We start from the raw sequence: 26,304 nt of genomic DNA on the forward strand, positions 1-26,304 counted from the left end.
GCGATATCCGCTCCCACTGCTCGTCCCGAAGGATCAGACGATCCAAAACACCCATGACTGCCTCCAAAAGACAGTCTTGAATCTGATTTGCTCACCCTTGGAAATCCCAAGAGTCCACACGACCTAGTCCTTGGACAACAACTCAAGGAGACACCGGCATGGCCGTTCACATCATCCTCTACCGCAAGACGCTCGCGACACTCGAAGTCTATTGGGAGCTGGTGCGCATCATCGTTCCCGTCACCATCGCCACGCATGTCCTGCAGGAACTCGGCGTGATCCGCGCGATCGCGCCCGCCTTCGCGCCGCTGATGACCCTGGTCGGGCTGCCACCCGAGCTCGCCTTCGCCTGGCTCACCGGCCTGCTGGTCGGTATCTGGGGGGCGGTGGTGGTCGTTTTCGCGCTGGTGCCGGTTTCGGAGCTGACGACCGCCGACATGACCGTCTTCTCGGCATTGATGCTGGTGGCGCACGCCATTCCGATCGAACAGCGCATCATCCAGAAGGCGGGCCCGAGCTTCGTGATCACAGGGGCGCTGCGTATCGTTGGCGGCCTCATCTTCGCAGCACTGCTGCACCAGCTGTTTTCAGCGACCGGATGGCTCGCTACGCCTCTGAGCCCGGCATGGATACCGGTCAACGAGGGGTCGGACTGGCTCAGCTTCACCTTCAGCACGCTGAAGACGCTCGCGACCATGCTCGTCGTCCTGCTCGCCCTAAGCTGGATGATCGAGATCCTCAAGATGGTCGGCATCCTCGGCTGGCTGAACCGGGGAATGGCGCCGCTCTTCCGTCTCGCCGGCATCCAGCCGCAAACAGTGCCCTTCGCCGCCGTCGGCGTGCTTCTCGGGATCTCCTATGGTGGCGCGCTTTTGATCCGCGAGGCGCGCACGGCAAGCGTCGAACCGCGCCAGGTCTTCCTCGCCTGCGTCTTCATGGGCTTTGGCCACAGTCTCGTCGAGGACACCCTGGTCGTCGTCGCGCTCGGCGCGGATTTCACCAGCGTATTCTTCGGCCGGCTGATCTTTGCCATTGTCGCGACGGCCTTGATCGCCAGGATCATCGGCTCGGCGCCCGACACCGTGTTCTTCAAGTCCTTCTTCCGCAAGGAAGGCGGCAAGCTGGCACCGTCGGAAGCCTAGCAATTCCAGGAAAAGTGTGAAACGGTTTTCCGTCCGGAATAGCGTTACTTCAACGAGTTAGATCATTTCACTGTTTCGATGAAACAATGAAATGATCTAGGTCGTGTTGACAAAGTCGGCCTCACTCAGCCCCCTCGTCTGACCTTCGCGCCGTGGCTTCGCGCAACTCGCGCCACAGGAGGTAGTAGAAGGGGTTCCCTGTCCTCTGCCAAAAGTCAGGGCTAGCGGCGTTAAAAATGAGCGCGGTTCCGAACGACACAAAGATCGAAAAAATAACGAAGATCAAGGCGAAGAAGTTCGCGACCAGAGCAGTGCCGACCACCGCAGTCAGGCCATCATTTCTAATGGAAAGCCGCTCCTCGAATGCATAACCCGAGAGACATAGCGCTGCAAAGGTCGCGATGAGAATCGGCAATGCCCAAAGCGTCTGCCTTTTCGTAAGCATGAGATGTCCTCTATGGCTGGCTGCAGTCAGACTCCCACACATGCTTACAGATTGTTGGTAGCCAAAGTTTTACTGCCACCAGGGCGAGAAATGCCGCAAACGATGCCTTGGTTTTTTCATAGCATGTAGCGATCCGACGAAACTGCTTCATCCTATTGAACATACGCTCGATGCGGTTCCGATCCTTGTAGGCCGTATAGTCACACGGTGGCGGGTTCTTCCGTGTCGAACGCGGCGTCGTGCGGGCGCTGCCGTGAAGAACACTTCCCATAATGCATCCTCTTCCTGACGACTCAGGATCAATGATGCACCATCACACCCAGGGACTACACACCTAGTTCTGGTTCACAGGCACGGCGGCGAGGTGCACGCGGCCCGCTTCACTCCGCAGCCGCCTCGGCGACCAAGCTCGCAGAGGCCGGCGTCCGCCCGAACGTGGCGCGGTAGGCGGCGGGTGTCGTCGAAAGCTGCTGGCGAAAATGGTGGCGCAGTGTCTGGGTGGAGCCGAAGCCCGCAACTTGCGCCACCTGCTCCATGCCGAGCGTGCTTTCCTCCAGCAGTTGCCGTGCCCGCGCCAGCCGTTCGCCGAGCAGCCAGCGCGCCGGCGTCGTGCCGGTCGCCGCTTCGAAGCGGCGCAGGAAGGTGCGTTCGCTCATGCCCACGGATTTGGCCAGCGCCGCGATCGAAAAATCCTCGCCGAGCTGCGCGCGCATCCGGTCGATCAGCGGCCCGAGGCGCGCGCTTTCATGCACCTCCGGCACCGCCCTTTCGATATATTGCGCCTGCCCGCCATCGCGGTGCGGCGGCACGACGAGGCGGCGCGCCACCCGGTTTGCCGCCTCGCTGCCGAAATCGCGGCGGATGAGGTGCAGGCAAAGGTCGATGCCGGCGGCACTGCCGGCAGACGTCAGCACCGTGCCGCTATCGACATAGAGTACGTCGGGCACCACCTCGATATCCGGGTAGAGCGCCCTCAGCTTGTCTGTGTAGCGCCAATGGGTCGTGGCGCGCAGGCCTGAAAGAAGGCCGGCCGCCGCCAGCACGAAGACGCCCGAGCAGATGGAAAGAACGCGCGCGCCATTGGCGTGCGCGGAGCGCAGCGCCTGGCACAAGGCTTCGGGTACGGGCGTATCGGCACCGCGCCAGCCGGGCACAATAATGGTGCCGGCCTCAGCCAAAAGATCGAGCCCGCCATCGGCCATCAGCCTGATACCGCCGGTCGCCCTCAGTTCCCCCGGCTCAATGGCGGCAACGGCGAAGCGGTACCACCCCTCGCCCATCTCGGGCCGCGGCAGGCCGAACATTTCCACCGCCACGCCGAACTCGAAGGTGCAGAGACCGTCATAGGCGAGAGCGACGACAAGCGGGTTGGCGGGTGATGGCGAGGTGGCAAATGGTTTTGGCATGATCTTGAGCATATATGGCAAACCTGCCATCTGCCAACCCCTGTCCGGCGTTGCTACAACCATCCTCGTCAACCGTTGAAGACCAGAGCGACAGGAGAGAAAAATGAGCTATGTCACCGAAACCCCAGCCGCCGCACCCGAGATCGCCATTGCCCATTTCGCCCAGCGGCTCAGCGTCGAGACCGATTGCGCCGATGTCGCCCATGCCCTGAAGAACGGCGAACAGGATTTCGTGCTGCTGCACGCGGTCGGCACCGAAGCCGCCTATGCCCGTCGCCATGTGCCGGGCGCGATCCACCTGCCCCACCGCCAGATCACCGCAGAACGTTTGGCCGAATGGCCGGCCGACACCCTGTTCGTCGCCTATTGCGCCGGCCCCCATTGCAACGGCGCCGACCAGGCGGCGCTGAAGATCGCAAGGCTCGGACGGCCGGTGAAGATCATGATCGGCGGCATTACCGGCTGGGAAGACGAAGGCCTTGCCTTCGCCTCGGGCAGCGCCCCCGGCGAGCCCCGGCTGCTGCTTGCCGCCTGAACGCAACACCGACAGTGCTGATGGCCCGCGGATCAGGCGATCGCGGGTCATCGCTGGCTCCCCGGGCCGGATTCGATTGCGCGTGAAGCGGAGCCGTCCGCCGAACGGCAGCCTTGGCGGATCCGCGCAAACACGCCAAGGTAGCGGCCACGATCAACAATGCCGGCTGGCCCCGTGAGGAACCTGATGACGAATGCCCTTTCCACCCGCCCGTTCGAGCATCGCGATGTGCCCACGGTGCTGGCACTGATGCGTGGCCTTGCCGTGTTCGAAGGCTATATCGACAAGTTCGCCGTCACCGAAAAGGATCTGATCGACCACGGGCTTTGCGATGCCCCGCGCTTCGGCGTCTTCGTGGCCGAGCTCGACGGTCGTGTCGTCGGCATCGCCGTGCACTATGTCATTCCCTGGACCTACGATCTGAAGCCGACGGTGGTGCTAAAGGAACTGTTCGTCGAGGAAGGTGCGCGCTCCTCGGGCGCCGGCGCTGCCCTCGTCTCCGCCCTGAAGCGCCACGCCGCCGCCATCGGCGCGCCGCGCATCAACTGGACCGTGCTTGCCGGCAACGCGCCGGCCAAACGCTTCTACCGGCGCCAGGGCGGCGGTCCCGACGAAGTCTGGGAACCGTGGACGATGCCGGTCGCATCCGGCGACTAACGGATTTCCAGGCAGTGAGGCTGCTGTTCTCGTCAGGAGATGTGGCGGCGCAGCCGCGGCCGAGCGTTTGCAAAGATCTATCGGCCCAATTCAAAGCTGTCCCTCGACGTTGCGCCTGCCTGCACCATCTTGCCGCGCAAGCCGAAAATGGGCGCTATGCGGCGTTCGCCTGCTACAGGGGCGACGCCGCTGCACGTCTCGGCGCAAGGGCGCCGAAACACATTAAGCCTCTGCATAATACCTTGAATCGATTCCGATTTGAGGCATTGTGCGGTGGCAATTGCGCCACCCTGAGGTTGAAGAACCGAGACCGCGTCTCGTCCACGACCAAGGCAGGCGCTGCCAATGCCGCCGGATGGAACAAAGCCGGAAATCGGAGGATCGAGACCAATGAATGCATCGGAACACATCGACCAGTTGATCGCTGACACCAGCGACTGGCGCGGCAAGACGCTCGCCAACCTGCGCAAGAGCATCCTTGGAGCGGACAAGGAGATAACAGAGGAATGGAAGTGGATGGGAAGCCCGGTGTGGTCTCGCGACGGGATCATTGCGGTCGGCAATGCCCACAAGGATAAGGTGAAGCTTACCTTTTCGCACGGCGCCAGCCTGCCCGACCCCGAAAACCTGTTCAACAACGGCCTGAACGGCAAGGTCTGGCGGGCGATCGATCTCTTCGAAGGTGACGAGATCGACGAGCGCGCATTCCAAAACCTCATCCGCGCCGCCGTTGAGTACAATCAGGCCAAGGCGAAAAAGAGGAAGGCCCCTGCAAGCAGCCGGGCAAAGGCAGCCAAAAGCAAGGACGCATGACGCTTAGAGCAATTCCAGGAAAAGTGTGAAACGGTTTTCCGCCCGGAATTGCGTGGTTTCAAAGAGTTAGATCATTTCACTGTTTCAATGAAACAATGAAATGATCTAGGCGGATGCTGTTGTCCCTTTGACTGCGCCTCGCCGGTCACGAGGCGCCCAGGATCGGTCGAGAAATAGCGTCTCCGCTTCGCCTTCTTGCTAACGCGCCCTCAATGGCCGCCAAGCACCAGCGTCTGCACCGGCAGCATCAGCGCCTGCATGCGCAGAATCATCGCGTGCACGAGGCCGACGGCATCGACCACGTGCAGGTAGAGCCAGCGGCCAGTGCTGATATCGGGCGACGACAGTTCGTCGTGGCTGTTGGTATAGGCGTTGGCGATACAACTGCTGCCTGGTGGTATCCCATCCAGCAGTCCCGGATAGAGCGGTTCCAGGAAGACGGTGAGCGTGCCTGGCTTGGCGAGCTGCGCCACATCGATGAGCTGGTCGCTGGCCCTTAGCTGCCCGCCTGCGATGACGTCCTGCACCTGGGTCACGACCATCGGAATGATCGTGAACGGCTTGCCGATGCAGGTGGCCTCGGCAATCATGCCGACCTTCATCACCTGTGCCTCGATCTGCCCGAAGCCCGCGACAAGCGCGGTGCGGCCCGCCTCCTCGGGAACGAGCACGCCGGCCGGCCTGAGCATCGGGTTGACCACTTCGCCAACCCGGAGCGCGAACTGGCTGAGCGTACCGGACACGCCGGCGCGAACGGTGGTCTTGGCGAGGTTGGCATCGGCCTGCTGCAAGGCCGCCTCGGCGCTTGCCTTCTGCGAAGGCAGAAGCGACGCGATCTTCGTCTCAAGCGTCTGCTTGTTGGAAAGCACGGCGGTAAGCCCGCCCTTGCGCCCTTCGAGCGCGACCTGCCGGCGCTCGATCTCGCGCCGGGCGACGACGTTGGGGTTCAGCCGGTTGAGTTCGACCTGGGTATCGTATTCGTCCTGGGCCTGTTTCACGGCGGCCTCGGCCTGTACGATCGCACCATCGGCAGCGATAAGCTCGGTGCGCGCGACGGTCATCTCGGCATCGACCTCGGCGATCTGGCGGCGCGCGAGCTCGGCCGCGGCCTCTTCTTCGGTATTGTCGAGCCGGAACAGCGGCTGGCCCGCCGCGACCTTGTCATTGAGTTTCACATAGATCTCGGCCACCCGCCCGCCGGTCTCCGGCAGCACGGCGACGGTGCGGAACACCGAGGTGACACTCTTTGTCGACGGATGGAAGTAGAAGATGAGGGTGATCAGCGAGACCGTCAGGATGATGCAGGCGGTGATGCCCCAACGCAGTTCGAACCAGACGGAATAGAGCGTGATCTCCCGCCCGATCCGCTTGCCCTGAACGTAGCGGCGGAAGAGATAGTCCGGGAAGATCGTCAGAAGCGAGCAAAGCAGAAACTCGAACATGGCTTAGACCTTCCCTTCCACCGGTGCCTGATGCACGGACGCGGCGGGCTGGCTCGCCACCGGCTCCGGCTCCGCGACCGGCGGCTCCGCTGCAACGGGTTTGTCCTCCTTGCCGGCAATTCTCTCCAAAGAGCGGGCGATCGCCGCGAGCGGCGACGAAAAATCCGGCAGATCGATCAGCGCCAGGATCAGTGCGGCGATCCAGAAGATGTTGTTGTGGGTGAGCAGCGAGATCAGCCCCAGCACCGCCACCAGCTCGTATTGCACCTTGTGGCTTTTATGCGCCATGGTTTCCGGCAGCGAATGCAGCCGCAGGTAAAAAGTGCCGAGCGCGAAGATCGCCAGGATCATGAAGATGACGACGACGTTGAACAGGACGTCGGTCTCACCGGGCGCGGTGACGAATGCGGGCAGATGGTGAATTGCAGTTGGATGGATGCTGTCGGACATCATGTCTCCCCCGAGAGCAGATGGAGCAGAGAATCGAACATTAGCACACCCCCAAAAAACAAAAACAAAAGCTTGCACATCGGCCGCAACTTAACCTTGCGGCGCCGTGCGCCTTAGCAAATCGGCGCGCCGGCACCTTGAAGTGCCGCTGGTTTCGAGCAGGATCGAAAGGAGCACGCTGTTCCCCCAGTAACAGCAATAGATGCCCGCCCGCCCTATCGCGCGCGGCAGGCATCTGCACTGGCCAACCATTCCCCAGGGCGACCGCCATGGCCCAGAACGTCTACGACAGACAAGAATTCTTCGAAGGCTACAGCCAGCTCGGACGCTCGGTCCACGGCCTTGCCGGTGCGGCAGAATGGCCGGCGATCCGCGCCCTGCTGCCGGATCTCTCCGGCAACCGCGTGGTCGATCTCGGCTGCGGCTTCGGCTGGTTTTCGCGCCATGCCCGCGAGGCCGGTGCCGCCCAGGTACTCGGCCTTGATCTCTCCGAGAAGATGATCGCCCGCGCCAAGGCCGATACGTCGGACCCGGCGATCGACTACCGGATCGCCGACCTCGATCAGCTCCCATTGCCTGAAGAGAGCTTCGACTTTGCCTATAGCTCGCTCGCCTTCCACTATATCGAGGATTTCGGCCGGCTCGTCGCCACCATCCATCGCGCCCTCGTTCCCGGCGCCCACTTCGTCTTCACCGTCGAGCACCCGATCTACATGGCGTCGCTCAATCCCGGCTGGCGGATCGGCGATCACGGCGAGCGAACCTGGGCGGTCGACCACTATTCGGCGGAAGGTCCGCGCAGTACGGACTGGCTCGCCAAGGGCGTCATCAAGCACCACCGCACGATCAGCACGACGCTTAACACGCTGATCGCCACAGGGTTTGCGATCCGACACGTTCAGGAATGGCGACCGACCGAAGAGCAGATCGTCGAGACGCCCGCCCTCGCCGAAGAGGTCGACCGGCCGATGATCCTGATCGTCAAGGTGCAGAAATAGACGCGGGCTGCTCGGCTTTCTCCCTCAGCGTCTCCTTCTGGGTGATCAGCCGGGCGCTGTGCTGGCCGCTGAGATAGGTCCAGAACCAGCTCCAGGCGACGGCAAAGCGGCTGCGCGTGCCGATCAGGAAGTAGATATGGGCAATGCCCCAGATCCACCAAGCAAGCGCGCCCTTGAGCTTGAACCGGCCGAAATCGATGATCGCGGCCCTCCGGCCGATTGTCGCCAGGCTGCCCTGATGACGGTAGAGGAAGTCGCCGGGCGGCTTGCCGCCGGAAAGGCGCGCGCGGATGACCTTGGCGACATAGGCGCCCTGCTGCTTGGCGGCCGGCGCGATGCCTGGCACCGGCTTGCCGCCGTCATAGGTGACGGCGGCGGTATCGCCGATGACGAAGATATCGTCATGACCGGGCGCCTGGAGATCGGCACTGACGATCGCACGGCCGGCCCGGTCCTCGGCAATGCCGAGCCAGCGGGCGGCGGGCGACGCCTGGACGCCGGCGGCCCAGACGAGCGTGCGGCTGGCGACGAAAGTCTCACCAATTGTCACGCCTTCGGCGGTGCAGGCCGTCACCGGCGTCCCGGTTCGAACCTCCACGCCCAGCCTTTCCAGTTCGCGCTTGGCATAGTCGGACAGGTCCTCGCTGAAGGCTGCCAGAATGCGCGGCCCCGCCTCCACCAGGATCACCCGGGCCTGACGCGTATCGATACGGCGAAACTCGCTCGGCAGCGTACGATGGGCCATTTCGGCGATGATGCCGGCAAGCTCGACGCCGGTCGGCCCGGCGCCGATCACGGTGAAGGTTAGAAGCGCCTCGCGGATGGCGGGGTCCTCCTCGAGCTCCGCCTGCTCGAAGGCAAGCAGCACGCGGCGGCGGATCGTGGTGGCATCCTCCAGCGTCTTCAGCCCCGGCGCCACCGGCTCCCATTCGTCGTGGCCGAAATAGGCATGCGTCGCGCCCGTGGCGATCACCAGCGTATCGTAGTCGATCGCCTGTCCACCCCTAAGCGTCACCGCTTTGGCGGCGGCATCGACGCCGGTCACTTCGCCCAGCAGCGTCGTCACCTCCGGCCGGTCGCGATAGAGATGGCGGATCGGCCAGGCGATCTCGGAAGTGGCGATCAGCGTGGTTGCGACCTGGTAGAGCAGCGGCTGGAACAGGTGATGATTTCGCCGGTCGATCAGCGTCACGCGCACCGGCGCGCCCGCAAGCCCGTTGACGAGCTGCAGCCCGCCAAATCCTCCACCGACGACGACGACATGATGCCTGTCCTGCATGGCCATGATCCCGATTTGACTTTTTGCAAATGTGGGGCGCAGGCGCGCCAACGCAACCGCCGGCTCCGTATGTCACCCTTGCAAAATCGGTCATGGCGCTTGTGCGTGCGCGGCAATAGTGTGATCGGCTATCGCGAATAAAGCCTTCCCGTTCCGTCACTCCATCGACACGACGCCGCTGCCACGAAACGCGGGTCAAAAATATCCTTGCAATGTCCGTGCAATGTCGAGTTTGCAAACGTCGCGATGCGGTAGGAGCGGCGTCGGCCGCAAGCGCTCGAACGGGCCTAGGAAAGCTGATGCACCACGGCGGAGTTACCGGCTGACGGAAACCTCCATTCCCAGCGAAGTCCGGCCTCTCGTGCGAGGGATAAACGGTGCGCTCCACCGGCTCGACCAGGCCTATGATCGCCACCAGCGTTTCATCCTCGATGCGGCACATGAACTGCGCACGCCCGTCGCAATCCTGCAAACACGGCTCGACTCGCTTGCGGCGGCGCCCGATCGCGATCGGCTCCATCTCCGACTGCGAAAAAATCTCGGCGCTTGCGGAACAGTTGCTCGATCTGCAGCGGCTTGAGGCCAATGCCAAACCGTTGGTAACGGTCGATCTCGTCGGACTGTACCGTGACGTCGCCGCCGACCTCGCGCCCCTGACGATCGACCAGGGCTATGAGTTTTCGTTCGAGCCCAATGTTGAGCGGGCGCTGACGCAGGGAGATCCTGCTTCCCTTGCGCGCGCCATCACAAATCTGATCCAGAATGCAATCGAGCATGCCGGAAATCAGGGGACGATCGTCGCCCGGGTGGAACGCAAGGGGGTGATCGAGATCTGCGATGACGGGCCCGGCATTCCCGAAGCCGAACGCGAACGCGTTTTCGACCGGACCCCTCTGCCCCTTTGCACCATGCGCAGGTCGGCCACAGACATATCGCATCCGATTAAATCGTATTTCGATTGACACACCAACTTCGTTTCTGTATTTACATCGCATCCGAGTTAATCGGACATGAATAAATCCAGAAACGGGATATAGCTATGACTGAGAAACTTCTTTTTACCGGCAAGACTCACAACACCGGCGGCCGCAATGGCGGGACGCGCAGCAGCGACGGCATGCTTGACCTCAAGCTGGCGCAGCCACACCCGGCCGCCGAAAACCTCTTCGGCGCCGCCTGGTCCGCCTGCTACATCGGCGCGATCGAATTCGCCGCCTCGCAGAGAAAGATCAAGCTTCCCGCAGGTCTCGCGGTCGACACCGAGATCGACCTGAACGTCGATGACGGCTCCTACTTCCTGCGGGCACGGCTCAATGTCAGCCTGCCGGACCTGGATCGCGACATCGCCCACGAACTGATCCACGCCGCCCACGACATCTGCCCCTACTCCAAGGCGACACACGGCAACATCGATGTCGCGACCAATCTGGTCTGAACGTCATCCGGTCAGGTCTGCGGGCTGAGCCTGCGGACCTGACCTCTTCTTGCCGATTTGGAGAACGCAATGCGCAGCGACCAGGCCCAGCCACCGCCAGCCTACAGCGAGTTTTCGGCCGTACTCGACGCCACCAATTACGAGCCGTTGCCCGACGATTGGCTCATCGCCATTACCGATGTCGTCGACTCGACCTCGGCCACGAGGTCCGGTCGCTACGAGGACGTCAATTTCGCAGGCGCCTCCGCAATCGCCGCATTCGGCAATGCCTGGGGGGCGTTCGATTTCCCCTTCGTGTTTCGCGGCGACGGGGCGGCCTTCGCGTTGCCGCCGGAGGCGGCCATGACCGCGACATCGGCATTGCGACAGGTCGCCGCTTTTGCAAAGGGCAGCCTTGGCCTGACCCTTCGAACGGGGCTGCTGCCCGTGCACGAAGTCCGCGCCAACGGACGTGACGTGAGGATCGCCCGCTACGCGGCATCACAAGATGCCACCTATACCATGTTTGCCGGTGGCGGATTGAAGTGGGCGGAGCACGAGATCAAGCGCGGGCGCTACCTGATAAAGCCGAATATGGAGAAGACGAGGCCGAACTTGACCGGTCTCCGGTGCGAGTGGAAACCCTTTCCCAGCCAGCGCGGCGAAATTTTGTCGTTGCTGGTCGAGCCTGCAGAACAGACGGACGCTCAGGACTTTGCCACCTTGGCGAGGCGCGTCCTCACCATCCTTGAGGCGGGGCAGCGCCAGTCTCATCCGGTGCCGGAGGCCGCCGCCGTGCCGAAGGACGACCGGCTGGTTGTCGACCCCAGGCGCTGGTCGGCGGTCGCGGCCAGTTCGGATTTCCGCAAATATGACGACGGCTTGCGCCTTACGCTCGACTGCACCCGCGAACAGATCGACAGCGTCGAAGCCATCCTTACCGCGGCCAGGCAACGCGGCGACGTCAATTTCGGGCTGCATCGCCAGTCTCACGCGCTGATGACCTGCCTCGTCCCCTCCGGCAGGTCGAATTCGCACCTGCATTTTCTTGACGGAATGGACGGCGGCTACTCCAAAGCCGCCGAGATGCTGGCGCCTCACAAGCTTCCTGCAGCGTGATCGCGCCAACTCACCGTTGCGAGACGACGCGCACACAATGGCGGGTGCGGTGGGTCGGAATAGGCCACCCCGGATTGCCGACAAAGTCATCTTCAGGGGGTTGCAGGCCGCTGGGGAAGCCTAGCGACACACACCCTTCCTGTGCCAGTCACAGGAATTCAGTCAGCCCAAATCCCTGGCGCTGAAAGGTCTTTTGACCCGACAGACTTCGGGCCGCCTGGTCCCCGCCATAAGGCACAGGGATGAGCAGCAAGGCGACCGGCCTCTTCAAACAGGCATTTCCTGGATTTGTCAGCGGTCCCGAGCGGCACGGGCCGCCCCCTCGGCGATCTCCAGCGAGCCGGTGGAACTGCCGGCTCGCGACCGCCAATCCTCACACCTTCTCAGAGCCCGCCTGCGTCGCCCGCAAGAGGTTGTCGCGCAACTGCGCCACTGTTTGCTGCACGACTGGAAATTCGTCTCCGAGACCGATTGCATCGGTCAGCGCTGCGCCCGGGTCCATTTCAACAAGCTTGCGCCCGGCGGGCGTCAGTGTCACGCGTACCTGCCGTTCGTCGGCAGGATCGCGCCGGCGTTGCAGATAGCCCTCGGATTCGAGCTTCTTGAGGATCGGCGTCAGCGTGTTCGACTCCAGAAAGAGCTTTTCGCCAAGCGTGCCCACGGTCTGGTCGTCTTCCTCGGAAAGCGCCACCATCGCCACATACTGGGTGTAGGTCAGGCCGAGCTTGTCGAGGATCGGCTTGTACGCGCGACCGAAGGCGAGGTTGGCGGAGTAGATCGCAAAGCACAGAAAATTCGAAAGTTTCCTGCCGCCGTTTTCGGTCTGCGATGACGAAGACTGAGGCGCGTCCAGACCTTTTGCTGTCGGGGATGTGGGCATGGGTATATCCTGTTCCATTGTCCGCGTTGTCCATCTCTATATAAATCGTATCCGATTAAATCGCAATGGTGTTGACATCTGGTTCGAGTTGGCATATTTAACTCTCATCCGATTGAAGCGGATGCGATCAGACTTAACCAGAAAGGGTACCATCATGACCGAGAAGCTTCTTTTCACCGGCAAGACCCACAACACCGGCGGCCGCAACGGCGGCACCCGCAGCAGCGACGGCATGCTTGACCTCAAGCTGACGCAACCACACCCGGCCGCCGAAAACCTCTTCGGCGCTGCCTGGTCCGCCTGCTATATCGGCGCGATCGAGGTCGCCGCCCTGCAGAGAAAGATCAAGCTTCCGGCCGGTCTCGCGGTCGACACCGAGATCGATCTGAACGTCAATGACGGTTCCTACTTCCTGCGGGCACGGCTCAATGTCAGCCTGCCGGACCTCGACCGCGACGTCGCCCACGAACTGATTCATGCCGCCCACGCCATCTGCCCCTATTCCAAGGCGACGCACGGCAACATCGACGTCGAGACCAACCTCGTCTGAAACGGATCGTCTCTCAATTCGGCGAGAACCATCGGCACATGCATGCGAGTGAACCGGAACACTCGAAGGACAATCATGTCTGGCCCATCGCTATCGACAACACGATGGCCTGGTTGCAAGCACAGGGCGGCCCGTACCGGGGCCGCCCAAGCCTCACCTAGCGTCCTTGGAACCAATGGTTCGCGATCCTTTCCCGGAAAGATAACCTCGACACGTGAAACTGGCCGAGGAAATCTTCCCGGAGCTTTTACCAACCTGCGCTGATATTAAACGCGACGGAACCACGAACTGAACCTATCGTTTTCGAATTAATCCGAATTGCTTGCAAATCAATCTTTCGGATAGGTGGATCGAGAACAGATACATTCGTAATATCATTGAAATGAACACAGCAACGCGCAGACGTGTACTTTGATTTTACTTTTGACCCACAAAGGAGGGCATCATGCCTACCGTCATGGTCTATCACGATGTCAAAGACACCGAACACTGGCTCGCTTCACCTCTCCGCAAGCAGCTATTCGAACCCATCGGCGTCACAAACATTCGCACGTTTGTAGACCGTCAGGCGTCCAAGCGCGTCGGCTTGGTCATGGACGTTGCCGACATGGCCAGATTGGACGCCTTCATGCAAACCAAAGCGGCAGCGGACGCGATGGCGCATGACGGCGTGCTGCCCGAAACCCTGGTGTTCCTCGTTCAATCCTAGCAATCGACGCCTCGCTGAGCCGGAGCGGTTTTGCGGCTTCCATGACGAAGCCTCGGCACTGCAAAGCATCCCAAACGTGTTCCGAATTGGCTTTCTCCGCCCTGGATCAGATGCGTCCCGGACAGGACGCATGTCTCAAGCAGCATTGGAAATTCAACGCGGGAGGATGATATGACGACATTATTCGTGAGGCACGAGGTCTCCGACTACGCGGCCTGGCGCCGTGTATACGACGCGTTTTCGCCCATGCAGAAGGCGAACGGGGTTTTGGCGGAGGCGGTTTATCAAGCCACCGACAATCCCAACGATGTTACAGTAACACATGAGTTTGCGACGCTTGAAGCGGCTCAGGCATTCGGCAAGCTGGACGAACTGAAGGCAGCAATGCGCCAAGGCGGCGTACTGGGCACACCAACAGTGTGGTTTACCAATAAGGCATGAAGCAACCGGAAATGACATGCGCATGGTCGACCGGTTTCCGGCGCGGAGCAAACGCTCCTGCGCGTGGTCTCGGTCACGGCAACAGCGCATTCAGTTGTCAATTCTCCGCCACTCGAGCGTTTCCGGTTTAGACGGAGTCGCGGAAACGCTCTATCTCCTTGTTTTTACGCATTCCCTGACGGAAAACCGCTTCGCACTTTTCCTGGAAATGCTTTCGCGCCCGCACGGATCGGCGCTCGCACAGCAGAGATTGTCTGACCTGATCATGCGGCCGGGCAGCCCAGCATTACCGCACCGGCGCAAGCGCCGGCTCGAAGCCGATCTCGTCGACGGTTCCCACCAGTATGATCTCGTCGCCGAGCGACCACTCGGCCGCCCGTGCCGCCATGCGCGCCGGCACCCTTTCCGAGCCGCCCGGCCCCGGCGGTACGTCATAGGTGGCGTGCGCATCATGGGCGAGGATCACACTAAAGCCGATATCCATCGCCTGGCGCGCCGTTGCCGCCAGGCACATTTCGGACAGCATGCCGCAGATCGCGAGGGTTTCGACCCCATGGCTCCTCAGCTGCGCCTCGAGATCGGTGCCGTGAAAGCCATCGTCGAAAGACTTGCGCACGACCGTTTCACCGGGCCTGGCATCGAAGAACAGCTGCCAGCCGTCCGTACCTGGCTCGTCCGGGGTGCCCTTTGGCCCGTCATTCTGCAGGAAGAGGATGGGGGCTCCCTTCTCGCGCGCCCGCTCCAGCAGCCGGCCGACGGCCCGCTGCAGCGACAGGTGATCCGGCACCGCATCCGCACCTGATATGAAGGCGCGCTGCACGTCGACGACCAAAAGCGCCTCCGCCAGCTTGACGTCGTACTCGCTCACGGCTTCAATCACTCCGCATAATCGACGGGCACCGCCGTGCCGCTCTTCAGGATTTCCATCGAAATCGAAGCGGAAACGTCGAAGAGCTCCACCTTGCGCACGATCTGCTTGTAGACCACATCGTAATGCTCGACCCGCGGCAACACGACCTTGACGATATAGTCGTAGTTTCCGGTCAGTCGGTGCGCCTCGACGATCTCGGGAATGTCGCTGATCGCCCGCCGGAAGGTCTCGATCCACTCGTCGGAGTGATGCGCAGTCTTGATCATCGCGAACACGGTGGTCGGCACGCCCATGCGCTCGCGGTTAAGAACGACGATGCGCTTGGCGATATAGCCCGCCTCCTCCAGCCGCTGGATGCGGCGCGAACAGGCGGAAAGCGAAAGGTTCACCCGGTCGGCAAGTTCGCCGACCGCCATGCTCCCATCCTGCTGCAACAGCGCCAAAAGCTTCCTGTCTCTCTCATCCAGCACGCTCACCACTCCCACTTCACCGATATGATACGCTGCATATTTGCACAATATCCATCTCAGGCGCAATTGGATCGCGCCAAAATACCGCTCTCGCGCCATCAAAGCGAACCATTGCCGATGAAGGTCCGGCATAGTGTCCCCATCGAACAACTGCTGGCCGCGCCGCGATGCGGATGGCGACAGGATCAGGGAAAGAGACGATGGAAATGCGCAAGATCGGTCTTATCGGCGGCATGAGCTTCGAAAGCTCGGTGGTCTATTATCGCATGGTCAACGAAGCCATTCGCGAACGGCTGGGCGCGCTGCATTCGGCCGAGGTGCTGCTGCACTCCGTCGACTTCCAGTCGATCGTCGACCTGCAGAAGGCCGGCCGCTGGGACGACGCTGCAAGAAGGCTCGCCGATGTTGCCCGCGGGCTGAAGGCCGCCGGCGCCGACTGCGTGCTGATCTGCACCAACACCATGCACCTGATCGCCGACGCCGTGCAGGCCGCCGTCGACATTCCGCTGATCAACATCATCGACGAGACTGCCGCCCGCCTCAAGGCCGCCGGCATCCGCAAGCCGTTGCTGCTCGCCACCCGCTACACCATGGAGCACGGCTTTTACGCCGAGCGCATGAAGAGCCACGGCATCGAGGTGATGGTGCCCGACGCGGACGGCCGCACGCTGACGCACAACGTCATCTTCGACGAGCTTTGCGCCGGCAAGGTCCTCGGCACCTCCCGCCGGGCGCTGGTCGACCTGATCGACAAGGCCGAGGCCGAAGGAGCCGATGCCGTCATCCTCGGCTGCACCGAGATCTGCCTGATCCTCGATCCGAAGGCGCTGCCGCTGCCGGGCTTCGATTCCACCGCGATCCACGCCGACGCCGCCGTCGAATTCGCCCTCGGCCTGCAGGATTTTCGCCGCGCCGCGTAAGGTTTGCAGTCGCCGTCGCCTACATCCACACGGATCGCAACCGAAAATGGCCTTCAGCCTGCGCTGGGGGCCATTGCCCGTTGGTCCATACGGCACGGCCCTAAGGGGCAATCGCCGCGTCGCGCGCTCGGCGCCGTTCAGGCGCGTCGAAGGCTCACGCGGTTTCCTGCCCTGCGCGTGGCCCGCGAAGGCCGATGCAGTTGCCCCAGGGGTCGCGAACCTGGCACATCCACAAGTCGTCTTCGATCGCCAGCGGGCCGCGATAGAGCGGCGCGCCGAGATCGTTGAAAGGGCAAGCGCCCGGTCGAAATCTTCGGCCTGCCAATAGACGACCGAACCGGCCGCGCCGCTTGCCCCCCTCTCGTCCGCCGGCACGATTTCCAGATGGGTCGAACCGATCTTCAGATATTCGAAATCGAAGGCGTCCAGCCGGCGCCGTTCGGCGCGCGGAAAGGCCCTCTGGTACCAGGAAAGCCCTGCCTCCACGTCGGCGACGTGCACGAGAACAGCAGACACAAAATCAGTCATCGCAACACCTCAACAGCGAATCATCCCGGAATGGCGTCGCCGCCCCTTTACGGCGCCGCGCGTTCATGACGCGCTAAGGACGCCGTAACACTTTAGACTTGCTGCATAATTTTCTCCTTAAATCGAATCCGATTTGAGGAATTGCGCAGTAAGGAGCGGGCCTTATACAGGGTTTCCTCCGGCGTCCAAAAACATGCGATGCGCGCGGGTGCGGCGGTCTCGCGATGCGCTTAGGCCGAGACGGTAAGAACGTTTTCGACGACCGGTCGCGCGCGAACGGCGTGCCAGTCACACTCCTTGAGCCCCGCAGCCGCAAACGGATCGATCAGCGTGCCCGAGACGATCGAGGCGAGCAGCGCCGGCGAAGGCGGGATGCGCGCGATCGTCGCCACCAGCCGGTCGCGCAGCCAGGCAAGGGCTGTCGAATCCGATTGGTAGAAGGGGGTGAAGGCCAGCGACAGCAATTGGAACAGCGCCATATGGTTGCGCCGCGCCCGACCATAGGCGGCAAGTGCCGCGTCGATGTTGTCGGTCACCGACAACGCATGGGCAAGCGTCGCCGCATCGATCAGCGCCATGTTGGCGCCCTGCCCCAGTTGCGGGCTGGTCGAATGGGCGCTGTCGCCGACGAAGGCGATGCGACCCGATGCGGGCGGGCGCATGGTGCGGTGGGCATAGCGCGCCAGCGCCAGCTGGTCCCAATCGCCGATCTGGTCGAGCAAGGGCGCGCAATCCGGCCAGTAGCCGCGAATGCCCGCCTTCCATCTGTCGAGCCCCGCCATCTTCACGGCGTCGGCATCGCCGATCTTGACGCTCCAGAAGAACGCCACGTGGTCACGCGCTGCCGGTCGCGCCCGGCCCGCCGGCAAAATGCCGATCATCACCTTGGCGCGGTCGTAGCGCTGCGTCAGCGCGTTTGGATCATGGGTCAGGCCGTCGCTGTCGAGCGTCGCCCAGAAGGCGCCATAGGCAAGCTCGCGCACGCCGGGCGCCGTCGCTGCCCCCGCCGCAATGGCCGAGCGTGCGCCGGTCGCATCGATGACGAGATCATAGCGCCCGACCTCTTGGCCGGAGGCATCCAGCAGCAGCGCCTTTTCGCCCGCGGTCGTGGCAGCGGCAAGCGTCACCCCGGGGCGGATGGGAATGCCGGCGGCAACGACGGCATCATGCAACACGCCGAACAGCCCAGCCCGCTGCACCGCCAGCCCGAAGCGGCCGCCGGCAAGCGCGTCATAGCGCACGTCCAGCACCGTGCGGCCGGACTTCGCGTCCGCGCCATAAAGCCGGTCGATCCGGCTGCCGAGCGAAAGCATCGGCTGCAACAGGCCCAGCGCATTCAGCACCGTCAGGCCGGTCGGCTGCAGCATCAGGCCGGAGCCGACCGGCGACGCCTCACCGAAACGCTCGAGGATCTCCACCCGATGACCGTGCCGCGACAGCATCAGTGCCGCCGCAAGCCCCGCCGGGCCTGCACCCGCAATGCCGATACTCAGTGTCTTCATGGTCCCTCGGCATGGCGCTTGATCGATGTGCCGGATTCATTTCATCGGCAAACTATACGGAGAATCAAAGCGCTACGGCAAGCTTGCTTCGCCGGGACATGGCGCCGCGCATCCCACGCGGTGGGCCGCAATTGCCCCTCACCCGGCCCGCCGGCCGCCTTCCCCCCGCGCGCGGGGAGAAGGAACACCGCGGCACCCGCTCGCCAACGCCAACTCGATCACTGTTTATCGCTATCTTAAAGCGTGCTGCGGATAGCGACAGGGCAGCGATCCACGTCCCCTCTCCCCGCCTGCGGGGAGAGGGTTAGGGAGGGGCAGACAGCACCCAAAGCTTGGAATGTTGAGACGGCCGGACAGGCGCCCGCCCTCCGTCAATCCAGATCAACGCACCCCTACGGCGCCCCGTCATAGGTGTCGCGCGCGGCGCGGATTGCCGCATGGTTGGCAAGCGACCAATCGACGAAATGCTTCAGCAGTTCCAACAGCGAGCGCCCGAGATCGGTCAGCGCATATTCCACGCTCGGCGGCTGCGTCGGAAAGACCGTACGGCTGATATAGCCATCGCGCTGCAGGTCGCGCAGCGTCTGCGTCAGCATACGCTGGGAAATATCGGGGATCAGCCGCCTGAGTCCGGAAAACCTTAGAGGCCCGTCGGCCAAGGACAGGATCATCAGCGAATTCCACTTGCCGCCGATATTGTCCATGACGTCGCGCACCGGGCAGTTCTCGACATCCATCGGCACGCCGCAGACCATCGCCACGCGCTTGCCCTTCACATCACCGGTCAGCTTGTTCATCTCAGCTTACTCATGGGGGGCGGTACCCTTCTTGTAACCACGGCAGGAAAAACTGCCTCCTTTACAGCTCTTACCAGATTACTAGATTAGAGCAACTCTCAAAAAGAGACCATCAACCGGCGGACGTGCTCCCGAAGCGTCGGCTGGCATCACAGAGAAAAAGGAAAAGACATGTCCGATACATTGCTCGTGACCGGCGCCACCGGCCAGCTCGGCAAGCTTGTGCTCGATGCGCTGCTCGCATCCGGCAAGGTCGAGCCGGCCAACATCATCGCCACCAGCCGCGATACGGCAAAGCTTTCCGACTATGTCGGCAAGGGCGTGCAGGCACGCATCGCCGACTTCGACGATCCGGCCTCGCTCGACGCGGCCTTTGCCGGCGCCGACCGCATCCTGATCATTTCCACCGACGCGCTCGACCAGCCCGGCAAGCGCCTGCGCCAGCATCTGGCTGCCGTCGCGGCCGCTGAGAAGGCCGGCGCCAAGCACATTCTCTACACCTCGATGCCGAACCCGGAGACCTCGGTCATCCCATTTGCCCCCGATCATCTCGGTTCCGAAAACGCCATCAAGGCAACCGGCATCCCCTACACGATCCTGCGCAACGGCTGGTACATGGAAAACCTGTTCATGGCGCTGCCGCATGCGCTGGAAACCGGACAGTGGTACTCGTCCTCCGGCAAGGGCCGCCTCGCCCACCTCGCCCGCGCCGACGCGGCACAGGCCGCCGCCGCCGCGCTGCTTTCGGCCGGCAGCGAAAGCCGCACCTATACGCTGACCGGCCCGGAACTGCGCTCGACCGACGAGATCGCCGCGCTCGTCTCCAAGGCGGCCGGCAAGCCGCTCGACGTCGTGCATATTTCCGACGATGCACTCGCTGGCGGGCTGAAGGGTGCGGGCCTGCCCGACTTCCTCATCCCGATCGTCGTCTCCTTCGACGCCAACACCCGCGAGGGCCATATCGACATGGTGACCAGCGACGTGACGACCTTGACCGGCACCACACCGCTGCCGCTCACCGCCTTCCTCGAAGCCAGCAAGGCAAGACTTGCCGGTTGAACGATTGCAATCGAAACGAAGTGAGCCCGGCCATTTGCGCCGGGCTCCTGGACTGTGACGAAGCCCGAGAACGATTGTTTTACGATCTGCCCGCTTTGCGCATGCTCTGCCCGGATCTTGCGACGGGAATAACGGCTCTGCATTCTTTGTTCTTGTTATGTTCTATTTTGCACGGTATGAATTCCCACGATTCCGCTACCGGAGAAAGGGGAGATTATGACCGTTTATGTGACCGTGGGCGCATTGGATTCCGCCAAATCCAATGCCTTCTATGATGCAACATTGGCGACCATTGGATGGAGCAAGCACACAGATTTTCCGGGCTGGCGCGCTTACTCTGAAGGTGGAGCAGGCACGGGTTTCGTCCTCTGGGTCTGCAAACCCTTCAACGGCGAGCCGGCCAGCGCAGGAAATGGCTCCATGGTCGGCTTTATGGTCAAGTCCCGTGCGGAAGTGGATGCCTTTTACGAAGCTGCCATGGCCAATGGTGGAACGGATGAAGGTGCACCTAGCCCACGTCCCCATTATGGGCCCACTTGGTACGCCGCCTACATGCGCGATCCCTCGGGAAACAAGATTTCCGTCGTCCACAACAGCTAAAGCAATTCCAGGAAAAGTGTGAAACGGTTTTCCGTCCGGAATTGCGTAATTTCAAAGAATTAGATTAGTTCACTGCTTCGGAGAACAGTGAACTGATTTAGTGTTTCACTCAGTTCGCGAAACTTCCGGAACCTGGGACGTAACGACTTTTAGGTGGGCGGTGTGAAAACGGTTTCACACCGCCGCCTGGCTTTCGCCGCCGCCTAGCGTGTGGCCTCCACCGGCGCAACATCTCCCCGCACGGCAATCTCGGCCAGAGCGAGCGCGCTGACACCCGCGATAAAGAACCCGGCCGACAGATTAAGCGTCGAACCATCGTAAAAGGCGCCCATTGCGATCGCGAACAGGGTGGCGATGAGGCTGGATCCGGAGGCGATCAACGACGCGCCCAGCCCCGCAACCTGCCCAAGCGAGCGCATCGCCATGGCGTTCAGGTTGCCGAACAGCACCCCGATCGCAAAGAACGCCGCAAAGCCGAGCACCATCAGCACCGTCAGTGGCGGCCGCCCGCCCCAGAAGACGGATGCCGCCAGCATCACGAGCCCTGCCGCCGCTAGGCCAACAAAGCCAGCGCGCGCCATGGTCTCCGCGCCAAAGCGTTGCACCAGCTTCGCGTTGAGGAACGAGGCCAAACCGATGCCTGTGGCCAGCATCGCGAAATACAACGGGAAAGTTTGTCCGATGCCGTAGACATCAAGGAAAAGATCGGCCGCCGTGCTGAGATAAAGAAGCTGCGCGCCGAAGACGAGCCCAGTCGCCACGATCAGCAGCGTCACGCGCCGGTTCGACAGGATGCGCCGCCCGTTCAACAGAAGAAGCCGCGGGCGAAAGGCGATGCGCTTGGCGGCGGGCAATGTTTCCGGTTGCCGCAGCACCAGCCATAGCCCGAGAAGGCCCGCCACCCCGAGATAGACCGCGAAGACGCTGCGCCAGCCGCCGAGCGCAATGATACCCTGCGCCAGGGTCGGAGCCAGCATCGGCACAAGGATGAAGAGCGTGAACATGAACGACATGACGCGGGCCATCGCATCGCCCTCGAACTGGTCGCGGATCATGGCGCGCGTGGCGATCTTCGGCCCCGAGACGCCGATCCCCTGAAGAAACCGGCCGAGGATCACCATTTCGAGCGAGCCCGCCAGCATGGCGATAACCGTTCCGAGCGCATAGACGCCAAGGCCCAGAACCAGCGCCCGCTTTCGTCCCATCGCGTCGGATAATGGCCCCAGCAGCAACTCTCCAAACGCCATGCCAAGGATGAAAAGGGATATGATGTGCTGGGTGGAAAGTGGCGGCGCAACGCCGACATCAGCCCCAATCTGACGCAATCCCGGCAACAGCGCGTCGATGCTGATGGAGGTTAGCGACGTTAGAAAGGCATAGAGAGCGATGCGCTCGCGGAAACTGATGGGAGATGTCATTGGCCGCATACGAGGGAAAAAGAATAGGGGAAAGGATAGAGTCAACCTATAGCAGTGTTGCCGCGAAATGCTTGCGACTATCGCCAAACACGGCCGCGAAATTTTGGCTCTTTGCCGCTGAGCAATTCCAGGAAAAGTGCGAAGCGGTTTTCCGGCAGGAAATGCATGAAAACAAAGAGCTAGAGCGTTTCTGCACTCCATCTAATCCGCAAACGCTCTGACATCTGCGACGGAAATTCTCCTGAAAATGCAGCACCGCCCGCAGGGTTTCTGCGGCGCCTAGAAATTCAGGTGTGAAACATCCGCCAGGCTGACAACTGCCCGATTTCGGAAGAAGTCGTCCTGGCGCAGATGCGTGATGCTCCCGGATTTTGCCGGGAAGCTGAGGAACCCCGAGGCATCGATCGGTATCTTCATCCAGGCGGCAAGAACCAGAGTGAGCGTGAAGCCATGCGTCACGATGATCTGCATCTCGCAAGGCCGCTCCACGATCGCGTTCACGCAAGGGTAGACGCGGGCTGCAACCTGGCGCCGGGTTTCCGCGCCATCGATCCCGCAGGGATAATCGAGCCGGTTGTCGTCCGGCGCCGGTGTATAGCGTGCGTCGAGCCACGCCTGCGGCTTTCCGCCGGCCACGCCGTAGCTGATTTCCCTGAGGTCAGCAGTCTCCGTCACCGGTCGTTGGAAGCGCTCTGCGATTGCGGCTGCCGTCTGGGATGCGCGACGAAGATCCGAGCTATGGATTTCCACCTCTCGCCGGCCAATCAGGGCCAGCAGACGTTCGGCCGTTGCCTCTGCGTCCTTTTTGCCGCGGGCAGTCAGATCGGTGTCGTACCAGCCTCCCACCCTGTCCTCTTCGTGGTGGATGGATTGGGTATGGGTGACGACAAAAACGTCTTTCATATCGGCAATCTCAAGAATTTCGGGTCGCAAAGGACGCCTCGAGGCGAATGCTTCGCCGGCCGGCTTTCGCGGCGCAGCAACTGCATGGCTCCCTAAATCGCCATCGATCCAAGGAGAAGATTATGCAGCAAATTTAAAATGTTACAGCGCCGGCGCAGCGCTGTGAGAACGGGTGTACCGTCATGACAGCGCGTGAGGTACGTCACGAAACTCGCAACGCCCCACTGCCGTCGTGCTCAATGCCCACCAGCCGCTCGACCCGGTTAGCTGTTGCGTCGGGCGTCGCGGGCAACCTGTCAGGTCAAACCGTCTGGCCGCAGGCGCGGCGGAAGCGGCGCACGGTTTCGGCCATGCCGTATTCCAGCGCATCCGCGGTCAGGCCGTGGCCGATCGACACTTCGGCAAGGTTCGGGATGTGCTTGGCAAGCAACGGCAGGTTGGCAACCGTCAGGTCGTGTCCGGCATTGACGTCGAGCCCGAGGCTGGCGGCGATTTCTGCCGTGCGGCCGAGCTCGGCGGCAATCTTTCCCGCCTTTTCCGGGTCGTCATAGCAGCCGCCATAGGGGCCGGTATAAAGCTCGATGCGGTCGGCGCCGGTTTCCTTGGCGATGCGCAGAGCCTCCGCATCCTCGTCGCCATCGGCAAACAGCGAAACGCGAAAGCCCTTCTTCTTCAACCGGCCGACGACGCTGCCGAGCAGGTTGTGGTTCTTGCGGAAGTCCCAGCCATGGTCCGAGGTCGCCTGTGCCGGATCGTCCGGCACCAACGTCACCTGCTCCGGCTCGTGCGTTTCGACGAGGCGCAGAAACTCCTCGTTCGGGTAGCCTTCCATGTTGAACTCGGTCGAAGCGAATTCGTCGTCGATGAGATCGCGGATCGGCTGCAGATCGGAAAAGCGGACATGGCGCTGGTCGGGGCGCGGATGCACCGTCAGCCCGCTTGCGCCGGCTTCGAGAGCAATGCGGCCGAGCGCGGTGACGGACGGCCAGGGAAGATCGCGCCGGTTGCGCAGCATGGCAACGGCATTCAGATTCACGGACAGTTTTGCGGGCATGTCAGAACTTTCCAGAGGCGGGCAATGTCAATGCAATCTTCTACTGCATAATTGCAAAAACCGAAAACGGTTTGGGCCAAGATTATGCAGCAATTCCAAAGAGTACGTCCGCCAGCGAATGCAGGGTCCCGACATCGCTCGTTTGTCAGCCGTGTCTTGACGAAACCTTGACATTGGTGAGGTCTGACATGCAAGGCGTCCCATCGGGCCTATGAATCAAGGCAGCAACCAGCTGGGAGCCACCCGTTCCGGGCCCAAAAATGTCGCGCCGCTTCATTCTGCCACAGGGGAAGGACGCAATTCCTGCGTTTATTTCAGATAAAACTCAAGTTTAGAGACGGGCACTCCTGACAACAGCTTTTTTTGGGCCTAAATTTCCGAATCATATCGAAGTGCGGCAGTCTGCCCTTCGATCATTTTCATAAAGTTTCGCGGCAAATGAATTTGGAGCAACAACCGATGACGACGGTCGAAAGACCCTGCGACGAGACGATACGGCAAAACCTTCGCCGCATCCTCGAGAGCAAGGCTTTCGCGCGTTCCGAACGGCTGCGCGCTTTTCTCTCCTATGTGGTCGAAAAGGAGATGATCGGCGAAGGCCCCCAGTTGAAGGGCTATTCGATCGCCATCGACGTCTTCGACCGTCCCCAGGCGTTCAATGCCGACAGCGACCCGCTGGTGCGGGTGCATGCGGGCAAGCTGCGCAAATTGCTCAAGGTCTATTACGAGACCGACGGCGCCGAAGACGAATGGCACCTGATCATTCCGAAAGGCACCTATGTACCGGAATACAGCCGTCAGCGGATCGACGCGGCCAGCCCCGCCGAACCGCGGGCCCGTCAGCCGAAGCTGACGAGGAAGCGCCTTCCCGGCCAGAAATCGGCCTGGCCGCCGGCACCGTTGTCCTCCCCGCTGGCCGTTCTATCGGTGCTGCCGCTGCTCCTGTTTGCGCCTCTGCCCTCGCCGGAGATGACGTTGGAGATCGATGCGCAGGCGAAGCTCTTCAACGGCCGCCATTCGATCGAGCGTGTCCTGCCCTCCGTCAACGTCACCATATCCGGCGACCAGAACAGCGATGTCGAAGCTTTCGCCACCGCCCTTCGCACCGCCGCCCAGCGCCACAAGACGCTGGCGCGCGCAACCGACGGCGACACCGGGCGACCGGTATCGCGCAATGCGGCGCTGTCGTTTTCGCTGGATCTGACCTGGTACGATGCGCCCGCAGCCGGTGTGCGCGTGACCCTCAAGCATGACGGCGAAGGCGTGCCGCTGCGGCAGGATTTCATCACCCTCGAACGGCTGAAGAGCGAACCGGACCTGCTGTTTGAAAGCATGTCACTGGCATCCGAACTGTTCTCTCTCGATGGCGAGATCTATACCCATGCGAGCGAGGAACAGATCCAGAGCCCGCTGATGGACTGCATGACAGCGACCGCACAGTACCGGAAGCAGCTGACCCGCGGCAGCTTCGAAAAGGCCTGGTCCTGCCAGCAGAAGCTGGCGCCGTTACGCGGCGATGAGCCTCTCTTCATCCTCAGTGCAAACAGCCCGCTCCGGGTCATCGGCCACTGACGGAAGGCCATGCTGCCTGCGCCCAAAGGGGGCCGCCAGCACCGCTCAAACCAGCAATTCCCCTGCAATATTAAGGACTATTTATATATGCGATTCGCGTATACGGTGTAGTCATGCGTTGGGAATTGGTGCCTGGTTGCTCGTCAGGCAAGCACAATTGTCAGCAGTAACGCGCCCTTCGCGCGGTGTGCCCCAGCCGAGCAGCAGGCGCTATCGTCGACGAACGGCGGTGGCCTCGGAGCGTGGATCGGTTCCGCTCCGGTTGCACCGCACGATCGCGGCGGGTTCCGGATGCCTGCGGCATAATTCCGTAAATCGGCAGCGATATCG

Annotated in this window: 29 protein-coding genes; 15 read left to right on the plus strand and 14 right to left on the minus strand. The window is 62.1% G+C overall.

Annotated features, from left to right (window positions below; translation table 11 throughout):
- Window positions 1–158 precede the first annotated feature (158 nt).
- Entirely contained in the window at window positions 159–1,142 is a 984-nt protein-coding gene (locus AC244_RS30890; protein ID WP_053252656.1) for a nucleoside recognition domain-containing protein, read from the plus strand.
- Between the two features lie 121 nt (window positions 1,143–1,263).
- On the opposite strand, the gene AC244_RS30895 is transcribed toward AC244_RS30890, so the two are convergent.
- From AC244_RS30895 to ftrA, 3 genes are all read right to left on the minus strand, one after another.
- Window positions 1,264–1,587, minus strand: coding sequence for a hypothetical protein (locus tag AC244_RS30895; RefSeq protein WP_053252657.1), 324 nt, complete (start codon window positions 1,585–1,587; stop codon window positions 1,264–1,266).
- A gap of 10 nt (window positions 1,588–1,597) precedes the next feature.
- Window positions 1,598–1,858 (minus strand): transposase, encoded by a 261-nt coding sequence (locus tag AC244_RS35900; RefSeq protein ID WP_234717076.1) that lies wholly within the window; start codon window positions 1,856–1,858, stop codon window positions 1,598–1,600.
- Between the two features lie 109 nt (window positions 1,859–1,967).
- On the minus strand, window positions 1,968–3,023 hold the full coding sequence (gene ftrA, locus AC244_RS30900) for a transcriptional regulator FtrA (protein ID WP_082367282.1): 1,056 nt from the start codon (window positions 3,021–3,023) through the stop codon (window positions 1,968–1,970).
- A 73-nt stretch (window positions 3,024–3,096) separates the two neighbouring features.
- Here ftrA and AC244_RS30905 point away from each other — a divergent pair, with 73 nt between their 5' ends.
- The 3 genes from AC244_RS30905 to AC244_RS30915 all read left to right on the plus strand — a co-directional run bounded on the left by AC244_RS30905 (window position 3,097) and on the right by AC244_RS30915 (window position 4,998).
- Window positions 3,097–3,528, plus strand: a complete 432-nt coding sequence (locus AC244_RS30905) for a rhodanese-like domain-containing protein (protein ID WP_053252659.1) — start codon at window positions 3,097–3,099, stop codon at window positions 3,526–3,528.
- Window positions 3,529–3,714: 186 nt separating this feature from the next.
- Window positions 3,715–4,185 (plus strand): GNAT family N-acetyltransferase, encoded by a 471-nt coding sequence (locus AC244_RS30910; protein ID WP_053252660.1) that lies wholly within the window; start codon window positions 3,715–3,717, stop codon window positions 4,183–4,185.
- 390 nt (window positions 4,186–4,575) lie between these two features.
- Window positions 4,576–4,998, plus strand: a complete 423-nt coding sequence (locus tag AC244_RS30915) for a DUF1801 domain-containing protein (protein ID WP_053252661.1) — start codon at window positions 4,576–4,578, stop codon at window positions 4,996–4,998.
- A 209-nt stretch (window positions 4,999–5,207) separates the two neighbouring features.
- On the opposite strand, the gene AC244_RS30920 is transcribed toward AC244_RS30915, so the two are convergent.
- Both AC244_RS30920 and AC244_RS30925 read right to left on the minus strand, forming a co-directional pair.
- A complete protein-coding gene (locus AC244_RS30920; protein ID WP_053252662.1) occupies window positions 5,208–6,440 on the minus strand; it encodes an HlyD family secretion protein in 1,233 nt (410 codons plus the stop codon).
- 3 nt (window positions 6,441–6,443) lie between these two features.
- Window positions 6,444–6,890, minus strand: coding sequence for a hypothetical protein (locus tag AC244_RS30925; RefSeq protein WP_053252663.1), 447 nt, complete (start codon window positions 6,888–6,890; stop codon window positions 6,444–6,446).
- Between the two features lie 269 nt (window positions 6,891–7,159).
- On the opposite strand from AC244_RS30925, the gene AC244_RS30930 reads away from it, so the two are divergent.
- Window positions 7,160–7,888 carry a class I SAM-dependent methyltransferase gene (locus AC244_RS30930; protein WP_053252664.1) on the plus strand — a complete coding sequence of 243 codons (729 nt, stop codon included), beginning with the start codon at window positions 7,160–7,162 and terminating at the stop codon, window positions 7,886–7,888.
- Here AC244_RS30930 and AC244_RS30935 read toward each other — a convergent pair.
- Window positions 7,872–9,167, minus strand: a complete 1,296-nt coding sequence (locus AC244_RS30935) for an NAD(P)/FAD-dependent oxidoreductase (protein ID WP_053252709.1) — start codon at window positions 9,165–9,167, stop codon at window positions 7,872–7,874. The two genes, AC244_RS30930 and AC244_RS30935, sit on opposite strands and share 17 nt — an antisense overlap.
- A 557-nt stretch (window positions 9,168–9,724) precedes the next feature.
- Here AC244_RS30935 and AC244_RS38795 point away from each other — a divergent pair.
- The 3 genes from AC244_RS38795 (at window position 9,725) to AC244_RS30950 (ending at window position 11,700) form a co-directional block, all read left to right on the plus strand.
- Complete coding sequence (locus AC244_RS38795; protein WP_321166245.1) at window positions 9,725–10,129, plus strand: HAMP domain-containing sensor histidine kinase; 405 nt, start codon at window positions 9,725–9,727, stop codon at window positions 10,127–10,129.
- Between the two features lie 77 nt (window positions 10,130–10,206).
- Window positions 10,207–10,602 (plus strand): Ohr family peroxiredoxin, encoded by a 396-nt coding sequence (locus AC244_RS30945; protein ID WP_053252666.1) that lies wholly within the window; start codon window positions 10,207–10,209, stop codon window positions 10,600–10,602.
- 69 nt (window positions 10,603–10,671) lie between these two features.
- Window positions 10,672–11,700 carry a DUF3095 family protein gene (locus AC244_RS30950; RefSeq protein WP_053252667.1) on the plus strand — a complete coding sequence of 343 codons (1,029 nt, stop codon included), beginning with the start codon at window positions 10,672–10,674 and terminating at the stop codon, window positions 11,698–11,700.
- 373 nt (window positions 11,701–12,073) lie between these two features.
- On the opposite strand, the gene AC244_RS30955 is transcribed toward AC244_RS30950, so the two are convergent.
- On the minus strand, window positions 12,074–12,580 hold the full coding sequence (locus AC244_RS30955; RefSeq protein ID WP_053252668.1) for a MarR family winged helix-turn-helix transcriptional regulator: 507 nt from the start codon (window positions 12,578–12,580) through the stop codon (window positions 12,074–12,076).
- Between the two features lie 154 nt (window positions 12,581–12,734).
- Between AC244_RS30955 and AC244_RS30960 the strand changes: the two genes are divergently transcribed.
- The 3 genes from AC244_RS30960 (at window position 12,735) to AC244_RS30970 (ending at window position 14,280) form a co-directional block, all read left to right on the plus strand.
- Window positions 12,735–13,130, plus strand: a complete 396-nt coding sequence (locus tag AC244_RS30960) for an Ohr family peroxiredoxin (RefSeq protein WP_053252669.1) — start codon at window positions 12,735–12,737, stop codon at window positions 13,128–13,130.
- 445 nt (window positions 13,131–13,575) lie between these two features.
- The gene (locus AC244_RS30965) at window positions 13,576–13,839 is read left to right on the plus strand and encodes a hypothetical protein (RefSeq protein WP_053252670.1); all 264 of its coding nucleotides are present in this window, start codon (window positions 13,576–13,578) and stop codon (window positions 13,837–13,839) included.
- 171 nt (window positions 13,840–14,010) lie between these two features.
- Window positions 14,011–14,280: an antibiotic biosynthesis monooxygenase gene (locus tag AC244_RS30970; protein WP_053252671.1), complete on the plus strand. Its 270-nt coding sequence runs from the start codon at window positions 14,011–14,013 to the stop codon at window positions 14,278–14,280.
- Window positions 14,281–14,566: 286 nt separating this feature from the next.
- Here the strand turns inward: AC244_RS30970 and AC244_RS30975 are convergent, their stop codons facing one another.
- Both AC244_RS30975 and AC244_RS30980 read right to left on the minus strand, forming a co-directional pair.
- The gene (locus AC244_RS30975) at window positions 14,567–15,148 is read right to left on the minus strand and encodes a cysteine hydrolase family protein (RefSeq protein WP_234717077.1); all 582 of its coding nucleotides are present in this window, start codon (window positions 15,146–15,148) and stop codon (window positions 14,567–14,569) included.
- An 8-nt stretch (window positions 15,149–15,156) separates the two neighbouring features.
- On the minus strand, window positions 15,157–15,621 hold the full coding sequence (locus AC244_RS30980) for an Lrp/AsnC family transcriptional regulator (RefSeq protein ID WP_053252711.1): 465 nt from the start codon (window positions 15,619–15,621) through the stop codon (window positions 15,157–15,159).
- A gap of 200 nt (window positions 15,622–15,821) precedes the next feature.
- Between AC244_RS30980 and AC244_RS30985 the strand changes: the two genes are divergently transcribed.
- Window positions 15,822–16,541, plus strand: a complete 720-nt coding sequence (locus AC244_RS30985) for an aspartate/glutamate racemase family protein (RefSeq protein WP_082367284.1) — start codon at window positions 15,822–15,824, stop codon at window positions 16,539–16,541.
- Between the two features lie 758 nt (window positions 16,542–17,299).
- Here AC244_RS30985 and AC244_RS30990 read toward each other — a convergent pair.
- Window positions 17,300–18,571, minus strand: coding sequence for an FAD-dependent oxidoreductase (locus AC244_RS30990; RefSeq protein WP_053252672.1), 1,272 nt, complete (start codon window positions 18,569–18,571; stop codon window positions 17,300–17,302).
- Window positions 18,572–18,963: 392 nt separating this feature from the next.
- Entirely contained in the window at window positions 18,964–19,368 is a 405-nt protein-coding gene (locus AC244_RS30995; protein ID WP_053252673.1) for a winged helix-turn-helix transcriptional regulator, read from the minus strand.
- A 171-nt stretch (window positions 19,369–19,539) separates the two neighbouring features.
- Between AC244_RS30995 and AC244_RS31000 the strand changes: the two genes are divergently transcribed.
- Both AC244_RS31000 and AC244_RS31005 read left to right on the plus strand, forming a co-directional pair.
- A complete protein-coding gene (locus AC244_RS31000; RefSeq protein ID WP_053252674.1) occupies window positions 19,540–20,427 on the plus strand; it encodes an NmrA family NAD(P)-binding protein in 888 nt (295 codons plus the stop codon).
- Between the two features lie 216 nt (window positions 20,428–20,643).
- On the plus strand, window positions 20,644–21,027 hold the full coding sequence (locus AC244_RS31005) for a VOC family protein (protein WP_053252675.1): 384 nt from the start codon (window positions 20,644–20,646) through the stop codon (window positions 21,025–21,027).
- 203 nt (window positions 21,028–21,230) lie between these two features.
- Here the strand turns inward: AC244_RS31005 and AC244_RS31010 are convergent, their stop codons facing one another.
- The 3 genes from AC244_RS31010 to AC244_RS31020 form a co-directional block, all read right to left on the minus strand.
- On the minus strand, window positions 21,231–22,646 hold the full coding sequence (locus AC244_RS31010; protein WP_234717078.1) for a multidrug effflux MFS transporter: 1,416 nt from the start codon (window positions 22,644–22,646) through the stop codon (window positions 21,231–21,233).
- A 78-nt stretch (window positions 22,647–22,724) separates the two neighbouring features.
- Window positions 22,725–23,348, minus strand: a complete 624-nt coding sequence (locus AC244_RS31015) for a histidine phosphatase family protein (protein ID WP_053252677.1) — start codon at window positions 23,346–23,348, stop codon at window positions 22,725–22,727.
- Between the two features lie 301 nt (window positions 23,349–23,649).
- A complete protein-coding gene (locus AC244_RS31020) occupies window positions 23,650–24,402 on the minus strand; it encodes a pyridoxine 5'-phosphate synthase (protein WP_053252678.1) in 753 nt (250 codons plus the stop codon).
- 459 nt (window positions 24,403–24,861) lie between these two features.
- Between AC244_RS31020 and AC244_RS31025 the strand changes: the two genes are divergently transcribed.
- The gene (locus tag AC244_RS31025) at window positions 24,862–25,974 is read left to right on the plus strand and encodes a hypothetical protein (protein ID WP_053252679.1); all 1,113 of its coding nucleotides are present in this window, start codon (window positions 24,862–24,864) and stop codon (window positions 25,972–25,974) included.
- Window positions 25,975–26,304 lie beyond the last annotated feature (330 nt).

It is taken from the genome of Ensifer adhaerens, from assembly GCF_001270265.1.
Taxonomy (GTDB): domain Bacteria; phylum Pseudomonadota; class Alphaproteobacteria; order Rhizobiales; family Rhizobiaceae; genus Ensifer; species Ensifer adhaerens_B.